The following is a 15135-nucleotide window of genomic DNA, read 5'->3' on the forward strand; positions in this document are numbered from 1 at the left end:
GCACATGTCTGACCGGATCACCGTCAACGGCTTGCAGGTCTCTCGAGTCCTCTACGACTTCGTCAACGATGAGGCGTTGCCGGGCACCGGTGTGGACGCAAACACCTTCTGGTCCGGAGCCGCCGAGATCGTCGCCGACCTCGCACCGAAGAACAAGGCGCTACTCGGCGTCCGCGACGATCTGCAGGCCAAGATCGACACCTGGCACCGCGACCATCAGGGCGCCGACTTCTCCGACGCCGCCACCCTCGGTGCGTACAAGGATTTCCTCACCGGGATCGGCTACCTCGTGCCGGTGCCCGACGACTTCGAGATCAGCACCACCGGCGTCGATCGCGAGATCAGCGAGACCGCAGGCCCACAGCTGGTGGTGCCGGTCCTCAACGCCCGCTTCGCGCTCAACGCCTCCAACGCCCGCTGGGGTTCGCTCTACGACGCCCTCTACGGCACCGACGTCATCGGCGAGACCGACGGCGCGGAGAAGGGTAAGTCCTACAACAAGGTTCGCGGTGACAAGGTCATCGCATATGCAAAGGACTTCCTGGACAAGGCGGTTCCCCTCGAACAATGCAGTTTCACCGACGTGACCGGGTTCACCGTCGACAACGGCGCGCTGTCGGTGACGTTGGCCGACGGATCGACGGCCACCCTCGCCGACCCGTCGGCGTTTGCCGGCTATCGCGGACAGGCCTCCTCGCCGTCGTCGATCCTGTTGCGCCACAACGGCCTCTACCTCGACATCGAAATCGACCCGGACTCCCCCATCGGCTCCACCGACCCGGCGGGCATCAAGGACGTGGTCATGGAGTCGGCGATCACCACGATCATGGACTTCGAGGACTCCGTCGCCGCGGTCGACGCCGACGACAAGGTGCTCGGCTACCGCAACTGGCTCGGCCTGAACAAGGGCGACCTGGCCGAAGAGGTGACCAAGGGCGGCAAGAGCTTCACCCGCCGTCTCAATGCCAACCGCGAGTACACCGGACCCGACGGGACCGGCTTCGACCTGCACGGCCGCTCGCTGCTGTTCGTCCGCAACGTCGGCCATCTGATGACCAACCCGGCGATCCTCGACGCCGACGGCAACGAGGTCCCCGAGGGCATCCTCGACGCCCTGGTCACCTCGCTGGCCGGCATCCACGGACTGTCCACCCACTCAGGTGTGCAGAATTCCCGCACCGGGTCCATCTACATCGTCAAGCCGAAGATGCACGGCCCCGACGAGGTCGCCTTCACCGTCGAGTTGTTCGGCCGCGTCGAGAAGGTCCTCGGCCTGCCGGAGAACACCCTCAAGGTCGGCATCATGGACGAGGAGCGTCGTACCACGGTGAACCTCAAGGCCGCGATCAAGGCCGCCGAGAAGCGGGTGGTGTTCATCAACACCGGCTTCCTCGACCGCACCGGCGACGAGATCCACACCTCGATGGAGGCCGGCGCCATGATCCGCAAGGGCGAGATGAAGAAGCAGAAGTGGATTCTCGCCTACGAAGACTTCAACGTCGACACCGGTTTGGCCGCCGGTCTGCAGCACAAGGCGCAGATCGGTAAGGGCATGTGGGCGATGACCGATCTGATGGCCGACATGGTCGAGCAGAAGATCGGTCAGCCCAAGGCGGGCGCGACCACCGCGTGGGTGCCCTCACCGACGGCGGCGACCCTGCACGCGATGCACTACCACCTCGTCGACGTCTTCGAGCGCCAGGACGAGATCGCCAAGCGGGATCCGGCCTCGGTTGATGACATCCTCACCATCCCACTCGCCCCGAAGACCGATTGGTCCGACGAGGAGAAGCGCGAGGAGCTCGACAACAACTGTCAGTCCATCCTCGGCTACGTGGTGCGATGGATCGACCACGGTGTCGGGTGCTCCAAGGTCCCCGACATCCACGACATCGCTCTGATGGAAGACCGTGCGACGCTGCGCATCTCGAGTCAGCTGCTGGCCAACTGGATCCGGCACGGCATCGTGACCGCCGACGACGTGGTCGACGCGCTCAAGCGGATGGCCCCGGTGGTCGACCGCCAGAACGAGGGCGACCCGGATTACCGGCCGATGGCCCCGGACTTCGACAGCAACATCGCTTGGCAGGCCGCCAAGGAGCTGATCCTGGCGGGCACCACCCAGCCCAGCGGCTACACCGAGCCGATCCTGCATCGCCGCCGACGCGAGTACAAAGCGGCTGCTCAGGGCTGATTCGGCGCTGCGCGAGGTTTCCGACGGCCCTGACATGCCATAGGGTGTGCCCGGGCCGGTCGGACAACGGAGGACCAACGGGTGGCACACCATCGCGTCGACGATGACAAGAACAGGTTGCGGCATCGCGGGGTGAGCCGCGGCCTGGTCACGGTCCTGCTGTCGGCGATCCTGATCGCCGCGTGTGTGGTGGTGTGGTTCCGTATCGGTGATCGCGTCGACCGCGAGGCCGACGCTGCGGCCGCACAATGCGTCGACGGTCCGGCCACGGTCACCGTCCTCGCCGACCCCGACATCGCGCCGGGACTCGAGTCGATCGCGCAGGCCTATTCGGCAACCAACCCGGTGGTGCGCGATCACTGTGTCCGCATCGCGGTCGCCGCCCGCGACGCCAAAATCACCCTCGACGGGCTGACCGGAAGCTGGGACATCGCATCGATGGGACCGTATCCGGCCGCATGGGTGCCCCAGTCATCGGTCTGGGCAGCCCAGCTCACGACCGCGAAACCCGATCTGGTCGCCGGCGATCCCGATTCACTGGTGACCTCACCGGTGGTGCTCGCAACCGCTCCGGAACTCGGCGCCACGCTCACCGGCAAACTCGACTGGGGACAGCTCCCGACGCTGCAGAGCCGTGACGACAGTCTCGACGACCTCGGGCTGCGCGGGTGGGGGTCGTTGCGTATGTCGATGCCGCGCGAGGGGCAGTCGGATCCGAGTGTCCTCGCCGCGCAGGCAGTGGCGATGCGTGTGACCCATAGTGTCGGCACCCTGACCGCTGCCGACGCCGCCTCGACGCGGGTGTCCTCCAGCATCGACGCACTCACCCGGACCGCTCCGCGCTCCCCCGACGGCTCGCCGGCGGGAGCGGCGACCGACATTGCCACCGCCGCGGAACCTGCTAGTGCCCCAATCCATGCCGTACCCATTACCGAGCAACGGCTCTACCAGCTGACCAAGGCAGACGCCAAGCCCCGGCTCGCCGAGGTGATCCCCAACGGGCCGACCCCCATCGCCGACTTCCCCGTCCTGCACCTCAAGGGTGATCAGGTACCGCAGTTCGCCAGCGCCGCGATCTCCGAATTCCTCGGCTACGCCGAGAAACCCGAACACCTTCGGGCGCTGACCGGCCTCGGCTTCCGCGGCGACGCCCCCCTACCGCCGAAGACCGCGACGGTCGCCTTCCCGATGACCGACGATCCGATGCCCAATCCGGAGGATCAGGCCATCGTCACGATCAACAAGCTCATGTACGGCGCCAGCGAGGGCTGACCGGCCGCCCGGGCGTCACCCCACGTGTGTCACCCGGGCACCTGTGTCACTCGGCGAATGCCGCTACCGGCGGGCAACTGCACACGAGGTTGCGATCGCCGAAGGCCCCGTCGATGCGCCGCACCGCGGGCCACACCTTGGCCCGCCCGCCCGCAGACGGCAGTCCCTGCGGGTACACGGCCAGCTCCCGAGAGTACGGATGGTCCCACCCGCCGACGAGGCACTCGGCGGTATGCGGCGCTCCGCGCAGCGGGTTGTCCTCTGCGGGCCACGTGCCCGCGGCCACGGCGTCGATCTCAGCGCGGATCGCGATCATCGCCTCGCAGAACGCATCGAGCTCGTCGAGGTTCTCACTCTCGGTCGGCTCGACCATCAGCGTCCCGGCCACCGGGAAACTCATCGTCGGCGCATGGAAACCGTAGTCGGCCAATCGTTTTGCCACATCGTCGACGGTGACACCGGTCGCCTTGGTCAGCGGACGCAGATCCAGGATCGCCTCATGTGCCACCCAGCCGCCAACCTCACCGGTATCCCCGGCGCCGGCCTCATGGCCGGTATAGAGCACTGGATAGTGATCGGCGAGACGACGCGCGATGTAGTTCGCCGAAGCGATGGCGGTCAGCGTCGCCCGACGTAGACCGACCGCGCCCATCATCGCGATATAGGCGTAGGTGATCGGCAGGATCGACGCCGATCCGTAGGGCGCGGCGGCGATCGTCGGACCGTCCGGTAGCTCCGGCGCGAGCGGGTGGCCCGGGAGGAACGCGGCGAGATGGCTGCGCACCGCGACCGGACCCACCCCCGGTCCGCCGCCGCCGTGCGGGATGCAGAACGTCTTGTGCAGGTTCAGATGACTCACGTCGCCGCCGAAGCGACCCGGACGGGCGACGCCGACGAGCGCGTTCAGGTTCGCTCCGTCAACATACACCTGGCCGCCGGCGTCGTGGACGGCCGCACAGATATCGGCGATGTCGTGTTCGAACACCCCGTGAGTGGAGGGATAGGTGATCATGATCGCGGCCAGGCGTGTGCCGTGTTCGGCGATCTTGGCACGCAGATCCTCGACGTCGACGTCACCGTTGGTGCGGCAGGCCACCACGACCACCCGCATCCCGGCCATGACCGCCGAGGCTGCATTCGTCCCGTGCGCACTCGACGGGATCAGACACACGTCGCGGTCGGTGTCGCCGCGGCTGTGGTGGTAGCCGCGGATCGCCAGCAGGCCCGCGTACTCCCCCTGTGAACCCGCGTTGGGTTGCAGGCTCACGCGGTCGTAGCCGGTGATGGCCACCAGCCACGATTCCAGGGTCTCGATCAGCTCGCGGATGCCCGCGCTGTCCTCGGCCGGGGCGAATGGGTGCAGTCCCGCGAAACCCGGCCAGGTGATGGGTTCCATCTCCGCGGTGGCGTTGAGCTTCATCGTGCACGAGCCGAGCGGAATCATGCTGCGATCGAGCGCGATGTCCTTGTCGGACAGGGCCCGTAGATATCGCAGCATCGACGTCTCGGTGCGGTGGCGCTGGAATGCCGGGTGCGTGAGGTAGTCACTCGTGCGTGTCGCGATCGGTTGTGCGAACTGTCGCGGGCGCACCCCAGCCGAATCGAAGACCGCGAGCACCGCGCGTACGTCATCGTCGGTGGTGGTCTCGTCGCAAGCGATGCGCACGGTGTCGGCGTCCGCGCGCCACAGCGCTATGCCAGCCTGTCGGGCCGTGGCGACGATACGATCGGCACCGCCGGGAATCCGGACCGCCACGGTGTCGAAGAAGGTGGCGTGCTCGATGGCGAAGCCGGCGGCAGCAAGCGCATCAGCAATCTGCGCAGCCCGCTCGTGCACACCAATAGCGATCGCGCGCAGCCCTTCCGGACCATGATATCCGGCGTACATCGCCGCGACGATGGCAAGCAGGACCTGTGCGGTGCAGATGTTGCTGGTTGCCTTCTCGCGGCGGATGTGTTGTTCGCGCGTCTGCAGCGACAGCCGGTAGGCGAGGTTGTCATCGGCGTCCTTGGATACTCCGACGAGTCGTCCGGGCATCTGCCGGGTGTGGGGGGTTCGCACCGCGAGATATCCGGCATGTGGGCCACCGAAGCCCATCGGCACACCGAACCGCTGGGTGGTACCGAAGGCGACGTCGGCGCCCAGCTCACCGGGCGGGGTGATCAAGGTCAGTGCCAACAGGTCGGCACCCACCGCGACGAGCGCCCCGGCCCCGTGAGCGGCCTCGATGATCGGCGTGGCGTCGATGATCCGACCGGAGGCACCCGGCACCTGCAGCACGACGCCAAAGTAGTCGTCGACGGGCAGACCATACCCGGGGAGCCCCGGATGCAGTACCGCCTCGACGACCTCAATACCCAACGGCTCGGCACGGGTCTCGATGACCGCCCGGGTCTGCGGGTATAGATCGGCATCGACGACCAGCCGCGCCGACTTCGACGTGCCCGCCCGGCGCATGAGCGTCATCGCCTCCGCGGCCGCGGTCGCCTCGTCGAGCATCGACGCATTCGCGACCTCGAGGCCGGTGAGGTCGGAGACCATCGTCTGGAAGTTGAGCAGTGCCTCCAGGCGCCCCTGGCTGATCTCGGGCTGATAGGGCGTGTACGCGGTGTACCAGGCAGGGTTCTCCAACACGTTGCGGCGGATCACCGGCGGGGTGAGCGTGTCGTAATACCCGAGCCCGATCATCGAGCGCGAGACCGTGTTGCGGGCGGCCAGTTCGGCGAGTGTGGCAAGCACCTGGTGTTCGGTGACCGGCGGAGGAAGGGCGTCTAGGCCGTTGTCCTCGGGCGAATCGGCGATCACCGCGGGCACCACGCGGGCAGCAAGGTCGTCCAGACTCGACACACCGATGGTGGCCAGGATGTGCGCGGTCTCCGTGTCGTCGGGGCCCACGTGACGATCGACGAAGGTCGAAGGTACGGGCGACCGGGAGTCCACCGGCAACTGGGATTCGGACAGACGAGTCATGACGGGACCTCTCACGGGATCCGGGCACCGGATCGTTCGGTCCTCCCCCTCTGTCATGCCACGGATCGCGGATCCGGCCGGCGCCTGAGAGATTCGGCCGTACGCGGCGTCACCGACGCGTCTGGCCTTTCACCGTGGGCGGACGAGTGGCTCGTCACTTTCCAGAGACGCCGTCGTCCATCACGGTCCGGGTGCCTGAGAGTTTGACGGAGAGGTGTTGCTCCTTCGGCGGCCACCGCGTGACCTCGTCTCCGAGGCATGCGCGGCGACGCTCTCCCGTGATGCAGCGGCGCCCACCCAGTCTACCGTCGGGTAACTCGGCGGGTGCAGTGCGCCACGAGGTGGCTATCCGGTGCGGCGCGTGCGGCTTTTACGACGTGCGGCGAGCTCGTCCTCCGGAGCGGCTTCGGTGACGCCACCGTCGGCCCGTTCACCGGGGAAGTCGGAGATGGTGCCGGTGAGTTCGCGCATGGCGCCGCTCACCGCGATTCCGAAAACGCCCTGACCGCCCTGGAGCAGGTCCACGACTTCTTCGGCAGAGGTGCACTCATAGACCGTCGTACCGTCCGAGAACAGGGTGATCCGCGCGAGGTCCTCGACCCCCCTCTGACGCAGGTGGTCAACAGCGACGCGGATGTTCTGCAGCGAAATCCCAGTGTCGAGCAGACGTTTGACGATCTTGAGGACCAGGACGTCCTTGAACGAGTAGAGCCGTTGACTGCCGGACCCGGCGGCACCGCGAATCGACGGGACGACCAGCGATGTCCGTGCCCAGTAGTCGAGTTGGCGGTAGGTGATGCCGGCGATCTGGCAGGCGCTCGGGCCGCGGTAGCCGATCAGCTCGTCGGGCACCGTGTCGTTGGGGAACAGGCCGGGAGCGATGTCCTCCAGGCTTCCCTGCGTCGCCGTTCGCGGCGCGCCACGATCCCCGCTCGCACCGTTGTCCATCGGCTGATCGCCCACTGCAGACTCCTCGCCACACCTTGAGAACCGGTTGGACGGACATGCACATAGTCGGCCACCCTCGGTGGTCTACTGTACGCGCCCGCGCGCCGATCACTGTCCTGCTCGCCACGAATGTTCTGCGGCGATCCGGCACTGACGCTATGCCTGCCGACGACTCCGAATCAACGCGACGCGCCAGGAGGCTCAACCTCTACTTGAGATGGAGGCAGACGGAGACCAGAAGGTTGCCGATCCGTGATGTGTCGCTCACGCCGATTCCGCGGCGGATCACCTCGTGCGGATCAGGCGCCGCCGCTCGCCTTGAAGTCATCAGGTGAGACGTTGTCGAGGAACTCCTTGAATTTCTCCACCTCGTCGTCCTTCTCAGTCGGCGCTTCGTCGGTGTCCTCGTCCGGGATGAGTAGACCGGCCTCGGCGAGGACCTCCTCGTCGGCGATGATCGGGACCTCGGCGCGCATGGCGACCGCGATCGAATCCGACGGACGTGCCGACACCCGGAGGTCGTTGGCGAAGACCATCTCGGCGTAGAACGTGCCCTCGTGCATGTCGACGATGCGTACTTCGACGAGGGTCTGCCCGAACTCCTCGATGAGGTTGACGATCAGGTCGTGGGTCAACGGCCTCGGCGGCTCGATCCCCTTCTGCCGCAGCGCAATCGACGCAGCTTCACTCTGCCCGATCCAAATCGGCAGATATCGTGCGCCGTCGATCTCACGCAGCAACAACACGGGCTGGCTCTGTGGCGGCTCAACACGGATACCGACCACGCGCATTTCGCTCATGTCATGCACCTCCACCCGATGACGACGAAACCCATTCTCTCGGACCCGATGGGTCCTTTTCGACGCTACACCGCACGGCCGGCCCACGATGGTCGAGTCGGTCTGACCGGCTGATCGGGCCGCTGCGTCGAAACATCGACGTCAGTCCAGGATTCCCCGGACGGCCGCCTTGACCAGCTGGGTGTGCAGGGTAACCGAGAGCGCCGCGATCTCGCGCACCAACTCCTCGGCGCGATCACGGGCACCGGTGCCCTTGCCCTTGGCGATCGGGCTGGCGATCTGGGCGACCAGCCCTGCCTCACGGTCGGCGGAAACCTTGAACGCCCTCAGGTGGCGCGTCTCGACGCCGTAGCTCGCCAGTGCCGCAGCGGCCTCCACCAATCGCACCGCGTCCTCATCGAAGAACCCGGCGGGGCCGGTGGTCAGCAGGCCGCTGCGTTGGAGTTCGACCACGAACGCGGAGTCCACACCCGTGCGTTCGATCAACGACTCCCGTGACACCCGATCTGCGCGGGAACCGAAGTCGGTGGCCGGCGCCACTGCCGAGCGAGCCGACGACAGCAATCGCGTGCCGTTGCCGGAGGACCCGCCGTTTCCGTGGTCGATCGCGTCGAGTTGTTCCTTGATCACCTTCAGTGGCAGATAGCGATCACGCTGCGCAGTCAGCACGAAGCGCAACCGATCGCAGTCCGCCTGGCTGAATCTGCGATAGCCCGACGGCGCCCGCTCCGGACTGATCAAGCCCTCGGACTCAAGGAACCGGATCTTGGAGATCGTGACGTCGGGAAAGTCCTCGCGCAGCAGTGCGAGGACCGACCCGATGGACATCGGTCCGTCGCCGCGCTGCCCTGCTGGGGAAGCCGGCACGTGCCTAGGAAGCAGAACCGTCGCGCGGGCCGCTGAGGAACACGAGCCGGAACTTGCCGATCTGGACCTCGTCACCGTTGCTCAGCGTCGCGGTATCGACCGGTTCGCGGTTCACGTAGGTGCCGTTGAGGCTGCCCACGTCGACGACCTGGAACTCGGCGTCAGACAGCCGGAACTCGGCATGCCGACGGCTCACGGTGACGTCGTCGAGGAAGATGTCACTGTCGGGGTGGCGGCCCGCGGACGTGGTCGCCTGGTCGAGCAGGAACCGAGATCCGGCATTCGGACCACGCTTGACGACAAGCAGCGCCGTGCCGGGTGAGAGTCGCTCAACCCCGGTCTCGGCGGGCTCACTCGAGCTGCCGGTCGCGTCGAGTTCGTTGATGAACTCCTCGCGGAAGACCGACGTGGTCTCCACAGGCGCCTCGAAGTCCTTGTCGTTATCGCTCACTATCTCTCCTTCGTCGTCCGAAGTGCGCTGTTGTCGATCGCGGCGCCGTCGAGGCGCTCGGCCGCGTCCGAAGCGGGTCGGGCAACCGGGCATCCGACCCACGGGGCGTCGGTGTGGTCGCACCTGTCCACGCCCGAAACCAACCTACCGTTTCGCGCCGACCCCGACCCATCAGAACCGGCAGACACCGATTGATCATAGCCGTCTGGATCCACCGACCACGACCGTTGGGGAGCGTTTGGGCGTTACGCCACCACCTATTCGATGGATCGGGCCGGCTGCCGTCCCCCGTGGCGAAACCCACGCGGTACCGCCGTCTTCCAGCTCAGCCGTCGATGACCTGCCGGTATCCGTCGGCGTCGAGTAGGTCGCCCAATTGTGCGTCGAGTTCGGCGGATTCCTCGACCGCGATCTCCACGAGCCAGCCCGCTTCGTAGGGCTCGGAATTGACCAGATCCGGCGTCGACTCGAGTTCGTCGTTGACGGCCGCGATCGTCCCGTTCAGTGGCCCGAAGATGTCGGAGACACTCTTGGTCGACTCGACCTCGGCGAACGATTCCCCGGCCTCCACCTCCGACCCGACCTCGGGCAACTGCACGAAGACGACGTCACCGAGCTGTTCCTGGGCGAAATCGGTGATCCCGATCCGCACGGTCGTAGGCGAGACCCGACGGACCCATTCGTGCTCGGGCGTGTAGGTCAACTCGGCCGGCACGTTGGTTTCGGTCACTGTGCCCCCTTTCTGTTCGTTCGAGACTTTAACCCGCTGCGGCCGAGGAGACCCGGTCGAGTCGCGGCATCGTGCGCATCACCATGATCGTCTGGGCCCAATAGAGCACGAACGACCATAGATACATTCCGACCCCCCAGATCAGGAAGGCCCATCCGATCGGATGGCAGACGGCGCCAACCACCGAATCAAGTTGTCCGGCAAGCAGCCACGGGAAGGCGCTCATCAGGGCGAAGGTCGCGGCCTTGCCGACGTAGAGCACGGGTAGGGCCACCAGCCCGCGCGATCGCAGGAGCGGCGCGCTCGCAAACAACAGGACGTCCCGAGCGATGATGACGCCGATCAACCACCACGGCACGACGTCGCGCAGCCCGAAGCAGATAGGGATGACCACGATGTAGAGGCGATCGGCCGCGGGGTCGAGCAGTTCGCCGAGCCGTGACGACTGGCCGAGCAGCCGGGCGAGTTTCCCGTCGAGCCAGTCGGTGACCCCGGAGACGAACAGGACCACGAACGCCCACCCGTCGGCCTTCTCGACGATCACCAGCCAGATGAAGACCGGGATGAGGACCAGCCGCAACACACTGAGCATGTTGGGAACGGTGAGGACACGGTCGACGCCGGGCGCCGCCGACGTCACCGCGCCGTCGTCTTCTGCCCCGGATCCGGTCACCGGAAGATACCGATGATTCCCTGGAGGGTCTTGGCGCCGCCGGACGCGAACAGGTTGTCGTGCACCATGTAGGTCCACGTCATCGTCGACCGGTGCAGGTCTGCAGCTCCCAGGTCCACCCCGTCCGGAGTGATCACCGCCTCACGGAAGGTCTTGCGAGACTTGTCGATCGCCCGTGTCGGCAGTTCGGAGAACTCGGCCAGGATGAGCCGGTGGAACTCATCGAGAGGACTCTCCCGCCCGATCGCCCGCAGGTGGATGCTCGCTCGGACGTCGGAGACAAAGGTGAGGTGATCGGCCCATTCCCGATCGAGGTGGTAGAGCATGATCTCGCGGGCCGCCTGCGCGAGCACGTCGGCGGCGAGCGGCTCAACGGGAATCCACCGCGACTTCTCTTGGGTCACGTCTGGCTCGTCGGTCGTGGTGGCCTCGTCGGTCGTGGTGGCCTCGGTGACACTGTCCTCGGTCGCGCTGTCCTCGTTCGCGCTGTCCTCCGCCGCGGCCCCTGAAGTGTCCTCGACCTCCGCTGTCTTCTCATCCGCCCCGGTGTTCTCATCCTTGGCCTTGGCGGTCCCGGTGAGCTCGGCATACCGCTCCGGTTCGTGATCGCGGAGTTCCTTGAGCGCGGTGTCGGTGGTCAACACCTCCATCCGGCGTTTGACCACGATCTCCCTCTGCTGATTCACCAGCTGGTTGTAGCGCCAGGTGTTGGCGTGCAATTCGAGCATCACGCCCTCGGCCACCCGTTGGGCCTGCTCGATGAGGTCGATTCCCTTCGATCCCATCGACCCGTCCTCGGACTGCGAGACGGGATCACGCTTGAACGAGAGATTCTTGGTGACGACAGGGTCCTCAAGGCTGCTGAAGAAGACCGACATGCCCGGGTCGCCCTGACGTCCGGCGCGGCCACGAAGCTGGTTGTCGAGACGTTCGGTGTCGTGGCGCCCGGTGCCGATCACGCACAGTCCGCCGAGTTCAATGATCTCCTCGCGAGCCGTCTCGTCGTCGGAGGAGCCGCCCAATCGGATGTCGGTGCCACGTCCGGCCATCTGCGTCGACACCGTGACGGCGCCCTTCGTGCCCGCCTCGGCGATGATCTTTGCCTCCTCGGCATCGTTCTTCGCATTGAGCACCACGCATCCCACACCGGCCTTCTCCAGGAAGTACGCGAGTTCTTCGGACTCGGCGACGTCGTGGGTACCGATCAGGACCGGCTGGCCGGTCTCGTGCACCTCTTTGACGTAGGCGACGACGGCCTCCACCTTGTTGGCCTTGGTGTCGTAGACGCGGTCCGGCAGATCCTTGCGAATGTTGGAGGTGTTCGGTGGGATCTGCGAGACCCGCAGGTCGTAGAACTGTCGGAACTGCTCACCGGCGGCCAAGGCGGTCCCGGTCATGCCGCACACCTGCGGGTAGCGGCCGATCAACGCCTGAACGGTGATGGTGTCGATGACCTCACCGGAGTCGGTCTGGGCGAGGCCTTCCTTGGTTTCCACGGCCGCCTGCATACCGTCTGGCCACCGCTGCAGCTGGGCCACCCGACCGCGGGAGGCGTTGATCAGGTGCACGCCGCCGTCTCGCACGATGTAGTGCACATCGCGCTCAAGAAGGTGGTGGGCGTGCATGGCGACGTTGACGTGGACCAGGGTCGTGCCGACGTGCTCTTCATCGTAAAGGTCGATGCCACCGAGTTCCTCCTCGACGAAGGCTGCCCCGTCGTCGGTGAGCGAGACGTTGCGTCCCTCGACGTCGATCTCGTAGTGCTTGTTCTTCATCCGCGCGACAACGTCGTGGATGGCATGGTCGGGTACCTCGACATCAGCGGTTCCGGCGAGGACGAGCGGGATGAGCGCCTCGTCGACGAGGACCGAGTCCGCCTCGTCGATGATCGCGACGTCGGGAGTCGGCGAGACGAGTTCGTCGGCATGGATCGCGAGCTGATCGCGCAGCACGTCGAAGCCGATCTCGTTCACCGAGCCATAGGTGACGTCGCCGTCGTAGGCCTGCTTGCGCTCGGCACGATTCGAGTTCTCCGACACCGCGTGCACGGTGATGCCGAAGGCCGCGAACAGCGGAGCCATCCACTCCGCGTCACGGGTCGCGAGGTAGTCGTTCACCGAGATGACATGGACTCGATGGCCTTCCAGGACATATCCGATGGCGGCAATCGCACCGGCGAGTGTCTTGCCCTCACCGGTACCCATCTCGATCACGTCGCCGTCGAGCAGGCGCAGCGCACCCTGCAGCTGAACGTCGAACGGCCGCAGACCCAGCGACCGGTCGGCGGCCTCGCGGGCGAGGGCGAGGAACTTCGCGCGATCGCCCCCGTCGACGCCGATGTCGAGCTTTTCCGCCTCCACACGAAAGTCCGCGTCGGCGAGGTCGGCGGCCCAGTCGGTGTGTCCCTCCGCATCCTTGAGCAGGCTCAACGATTTGGACTGGTTCCGCGAACTCTGTGCCCCCAGCAAACGCCACATGCTGTTCGTCAGCTTTCCCACCGAGCGTTCTCCTACCAGTTGTTCCCGGATCGAATCGCCGTCCACGGTACGCGGCCACTGCCACCGCCGTGACGCCCACCGTGGCGCGGTCAGTGCTCCACGCCGATCACTGTCGGCCAAATGCCGAGGACGGCAGGCGGAGAACCCGTGGACCACGGTTGTCCTCACGGTCTGCACACGGTCATGACACAGCACTGTCTACCGGCACCGTCGCCATGTCGGCGATCATCGTCGTCTGGCTGCCGCGGTGGCGCTCACCGTCTTGACCGATCCGGATGTGGCAACAGCCGGTTCCGCGATCACCGACTTCCCGGACGGCACACCGGCGTCGACGATGATGGTGTGCCCGCCGCCTCGAGCGGTCGCCGCCGCTCGGCGGGCGCATTTCACCGGCCAACCGCTGATCTGACACCTCGACGCCGACGCCTCCGTCGCCGCGCTCGAGGGGAGACGCCGTGGCCAAACTCTCGCTTTCCTGAAAACTGCCGCCGCCGAGTCGGGCGGATGGGCGCAGCGCGTCCTAAACTTCCCGTATGGCAAAGAAGGGCAAGCCGGACAAGATCAAAGTCTCGACCAAAGTGTACGAGGCAGAGCTGTTCCGGTTGCAGACCGAACTGGTGAAACTGCAGGAGTGGGTGCGCGAGTCCGGCGCTCGGGTCGTCGTCATCTTCGAGGGGCGCGATGCCGCGGGCAAGGGCGGCACCATCAAGCGGGTGACCGAATATCTGAGCCCGCGGGTCGCGCGGGTCGCGGCGCTGCCCGCCCCCACCGATCGTGAACGGGGACAGTGGTATTACCAGCGCTACGTCGCTCAACTTCCTGCGCCGGGTGAGATAGTGCTGTTCGACCGATCCTGGTACAACCGTGCCGGCGTTGAGAAGGTGATGGGTTTCTGCACCCCCGAGGAACACACGCGTTTTCTGCGTCAGACACCGATCTTCGAGCAGATGCTCATCGACGACGGAATCCTTCTGCGCAAGTATTGGTTCTCGGTGTCCGACGACGAGCAACTCCGCAGATTCCGAGCACGGATGAACGACCCTGTGCGGCAATGGAAGTTGAGCCCGATGGATCTCGAGTCGGTCTACCGGTGGGAGGACTACTCCCGCGCCAAGGACGAGATGATGGTGCACACGGACACCTCGGTCTGCCCGTGGTATGTCATCGAATCCGACATCAAGAAGCATGCGCGCCTCAACATGATCTCGCATCTGCTCTCGACCATCGAGTATCACGAGGTCCCGACTCCCAAGGTCAACCTGCCGAAACATCCCATCGAGACCGGCAACTACCACCGTCCTCCGCGATCGTTGTCGAAGTACGTCCCCGACCACGTGTCCACCCTGCTCGGCTCGCCGGAGTGACCCCACACCTGCGCGGCGCCCGTGCAGGTGTGGGAGTAGAATCACCGAACGATGTGGATCGGTGTGGCAGAGTTCGATTACTTGCTCGGTGATGTGCATTCCCTCAAGCAGAAGCGGTCGGTGATCCGACCGATCATCGCCGAGATGAAGTCGCGGTTCGCCGTCGCCGTCTCCGAGGTGGATCACCGTGAGATGCACCGGCGCACGGGAATCGGGGTTGCCGTCGTGTCCCCGGACCGGGCGCACGCAGTGGAGATTCTCGAGGCTGTGGAACGCTATGCCGCCGCACGCCCCGACGTTCAGTTGCTCTCCGCCCGGATACGCGTGCTGCAGTCAGGCGACATCGAGTAATGCCGCGAGACCCCGG

The 15135-nt window shown here is 66.0% G+C and carries 13 protein-coding genes and 1 riboswitch; of the genes, 5 read left to right on the top strand and 8 right to left on the bottom strand.

Annotated elements, in window-relative coordinates; genetic code table 11:
• The first annotated feature begins 4 nt into the window (after positions 1-4).
• The gene (locus EF294_RS17125; protein ID WP_123932188.1) at positions 5-2194 is read left to right on the top strand and encodes a malate synthase G; all 2190 of its coding nucleotides are present in this window, start codon (positions 5-7) and stop codon (positions 2192-2194) included.
• 81 nt (positions 2195-2275) lie between these two features.
• Positions 2276-3466, top strand: a complete 1191-nt coding sequence (locus EF294_RS17130; RefSeq protein WP_123932189.1) for a hypothetical protein — start codon at positions 2276-2278, stop codon at positions 3464-3466.
• A 46-nt stretch (positions 3467-3512) separates the two neighbouring features.
• On the opposite strand, the gene gcvP is transcribed toward EF294_RS17130, so the two are convergent.
• From gcvP to secA2, 8 genes are all read right to left on the bottom strand, one after another.
• Positions 3513-6437 (bottom strand): aminomethyl-transferring glycine dehydrogenase, encoded by a 2925-nt coding sequence (gene gcvP / locus EF294_RS17135; RefSeq protein ID WP_123932190.1) that lies wholly within the window; start codon positions 6435-6437, stop codon positions 3513-3515.
• Positions 6438-6610: 173 nt separating this feature from the next.
• A riboswitch (glycine riboswitch) is annotated at positions 6611-6726 on the bottom strand.
• A 56-nt stretch (positions 6727-6782) separates the two neighbouring features.
• Entirely contained in the window at positions 6783-7400 is a 618-nt protein-coding gene (locus EF294_RS17140; RefSeq protein ID WP_123932191.1) for a MerR family transcriptional regulator, read from the bottom strand.
• A gap of 284 nt (positions 7401-7684) precedes the next feature.
• The gene (locus EF294_RS17145) at positions 7685-8185 is read right to left on the bottom strand and encodes a bifunctional nuclease family protein (protein ID WP_123932192.1); all 501 of its coding nucleotides are present in this window, start codon (positions 8183-8185) and stop codon (positions 7685-7687) included.
• 141 nt (positions 8186-8326) lie between these two features.
• Positions 8327-9013 carry a transcriptional regulator FtsR gene (gene ftsR / locus EF294_RS17150; RefSeq protein ID WP_123932193.1) on the bottom strand — a complete coding sequence of 229 codons (687 nt, stop codon included), beginning with the start codon at positions 9011-9013 and terminating at the stop codon, positions 8327-8329.
• A gap of 43 nt (positions 9014-9056) precedes the next feature.
• Positions 9057-9506: a glycogen accumulation regulator GarA gene (garA, locus tag EF294_RS17155; RefSeq protein ID WP_123932232.1), complete on the bottom strand. Its 450-nt coding sequence runs from the start codon at positions 9504-9506 to the stop codon at positions 9057-9059.
• A 322-nt stretch (positions 9507-9828) separates the two neighbouring features.
• Positions 9829-10233, bottom strand: coding sequence for a glycine cleavage system protein GcvH (gene gcvH / locus EF294_RS17160; protein ID WP_123932194.1), 405 nt, complete (start codon positions 10231-10233; stop codon positions 9829-9831).
• Between the two features lie 28 nt (positions 10234-10261).
• Positions 10262-10906, bottom strand: coding sequence for a CDP-alcohol phosphatidyltransferase family protein (locus EF294_RS17165; protein ID WP_123932195.1), 645 nt, complete (start codon positions 10904-10906; stop codon positions 10262-10264).
• The gene (gene secA2, locus EF294_RS17170) at positions 10903-13404 is read right to left on the bottom strand and encodes an accessory Sec system translocase SecA2 (protein ID WP_123932196.1); all 2502 of its coding nucleotides are present in this window, start codon (positions 13402-13404) and stop codon (positions 10903-10905) included. The genes EF294_RS17165 and secA2 overlap by 4 nt, the downstream gene beginning before the upstream one ends.
• A 247-nt stretch (positions 13405-13651) precedes the next feature.
• Between secA2 and EF294_RS22220 the strand changes: the two genes are divergently transcribed.
• From EF294_RS22220 to EF294_RS17185, 3 genes are all read left to right on the top strand, one after another.
• Complete coding sequence (locus EF294_RS22220) at positions 13652-13813, top strand: hypothetical protein (protein ID WP_246007927.1); 162 nt, start codon at positions 13652-13654, stop codon at positions 13811-13813.
• A 124-nt stretch (positions 13814-13937) separates the two neighbouring features.
• Entirely contained in the window at positions 13938-14768 is an 831-nt protein-coding gene (ppk2, locus tag EF294_RS17180; RefSeq protein ID WP_123932197.1) for a polyphosphate kinase 2, read from the top strand.
• A 51-nt stretch (positions 14769-14819) separates the two neighbouring features.
• Positions 14820-15119, top strand: a complete 300-nt coding sequence (locus EF294_RS17185; protein WP_123932198.1) for a DUF503 domain-containing protein — start codon at positions 14820-14822, stop codon at positions 15117-15119.
• The last annotated feature ends 16 nt before the right edge of the window (positions 15120-15135 follow it).

Source organism: Gordonia oryzae (assembly GCF_003797185.1).
GTDB lineage: Bacteria > Actinomycetota > Actinomycetes > Mycobacteriales > Mycobacteriaceae > Gordonia > Gordonia oryzae.

Excerpts from the sequence above, each read along its gene's own strand:
- EF294_RS17125 (WP_123932188.1), top strand. The coding sequence starts at position 5 with ATGTCTGACCGGATCACCGTCAACGGCTTGCAGGTCTCTCGAGTCCTC.
- gcvP (WP_123932190.1), bottom strand. The coding sequence starts at position 6,437 with ATGACTCGTCTGTCCGAATCCCAGTTGCCGGTGGACTCCCGGTCGCCC.
- EF294_RS17145 (WP_123932192.1), bottom strand. The coding sequence starts at position 8,185 with ATGAGCGAAATGCGCGTGGTCGGTATCCGTGTTGAGCCGCCACAGAGC.
- ftsR (WP_123932193.1), bottom strand. The coding sequence starts at position 9,013 with ATGTCCATCGGGTCGGTCCTCGCACTGCTGCGCGAGGACTTTCCCGAC.
- ppk2 (WP_123932197.1), top strand. The coding sequence starts at position 13,938 with ATGGCAAAGAAGGGCAAGCCGGACAAGATCAAAGTCTCGACCAAAGTG.
- EF294_RS17185 (WP_123932198.1), top strand. The coding sequence starts at position 14,820 with ATGTGGATCGGTGTGGCAGAGTTCGATTACTTGCTCGGTGATGTGCAT.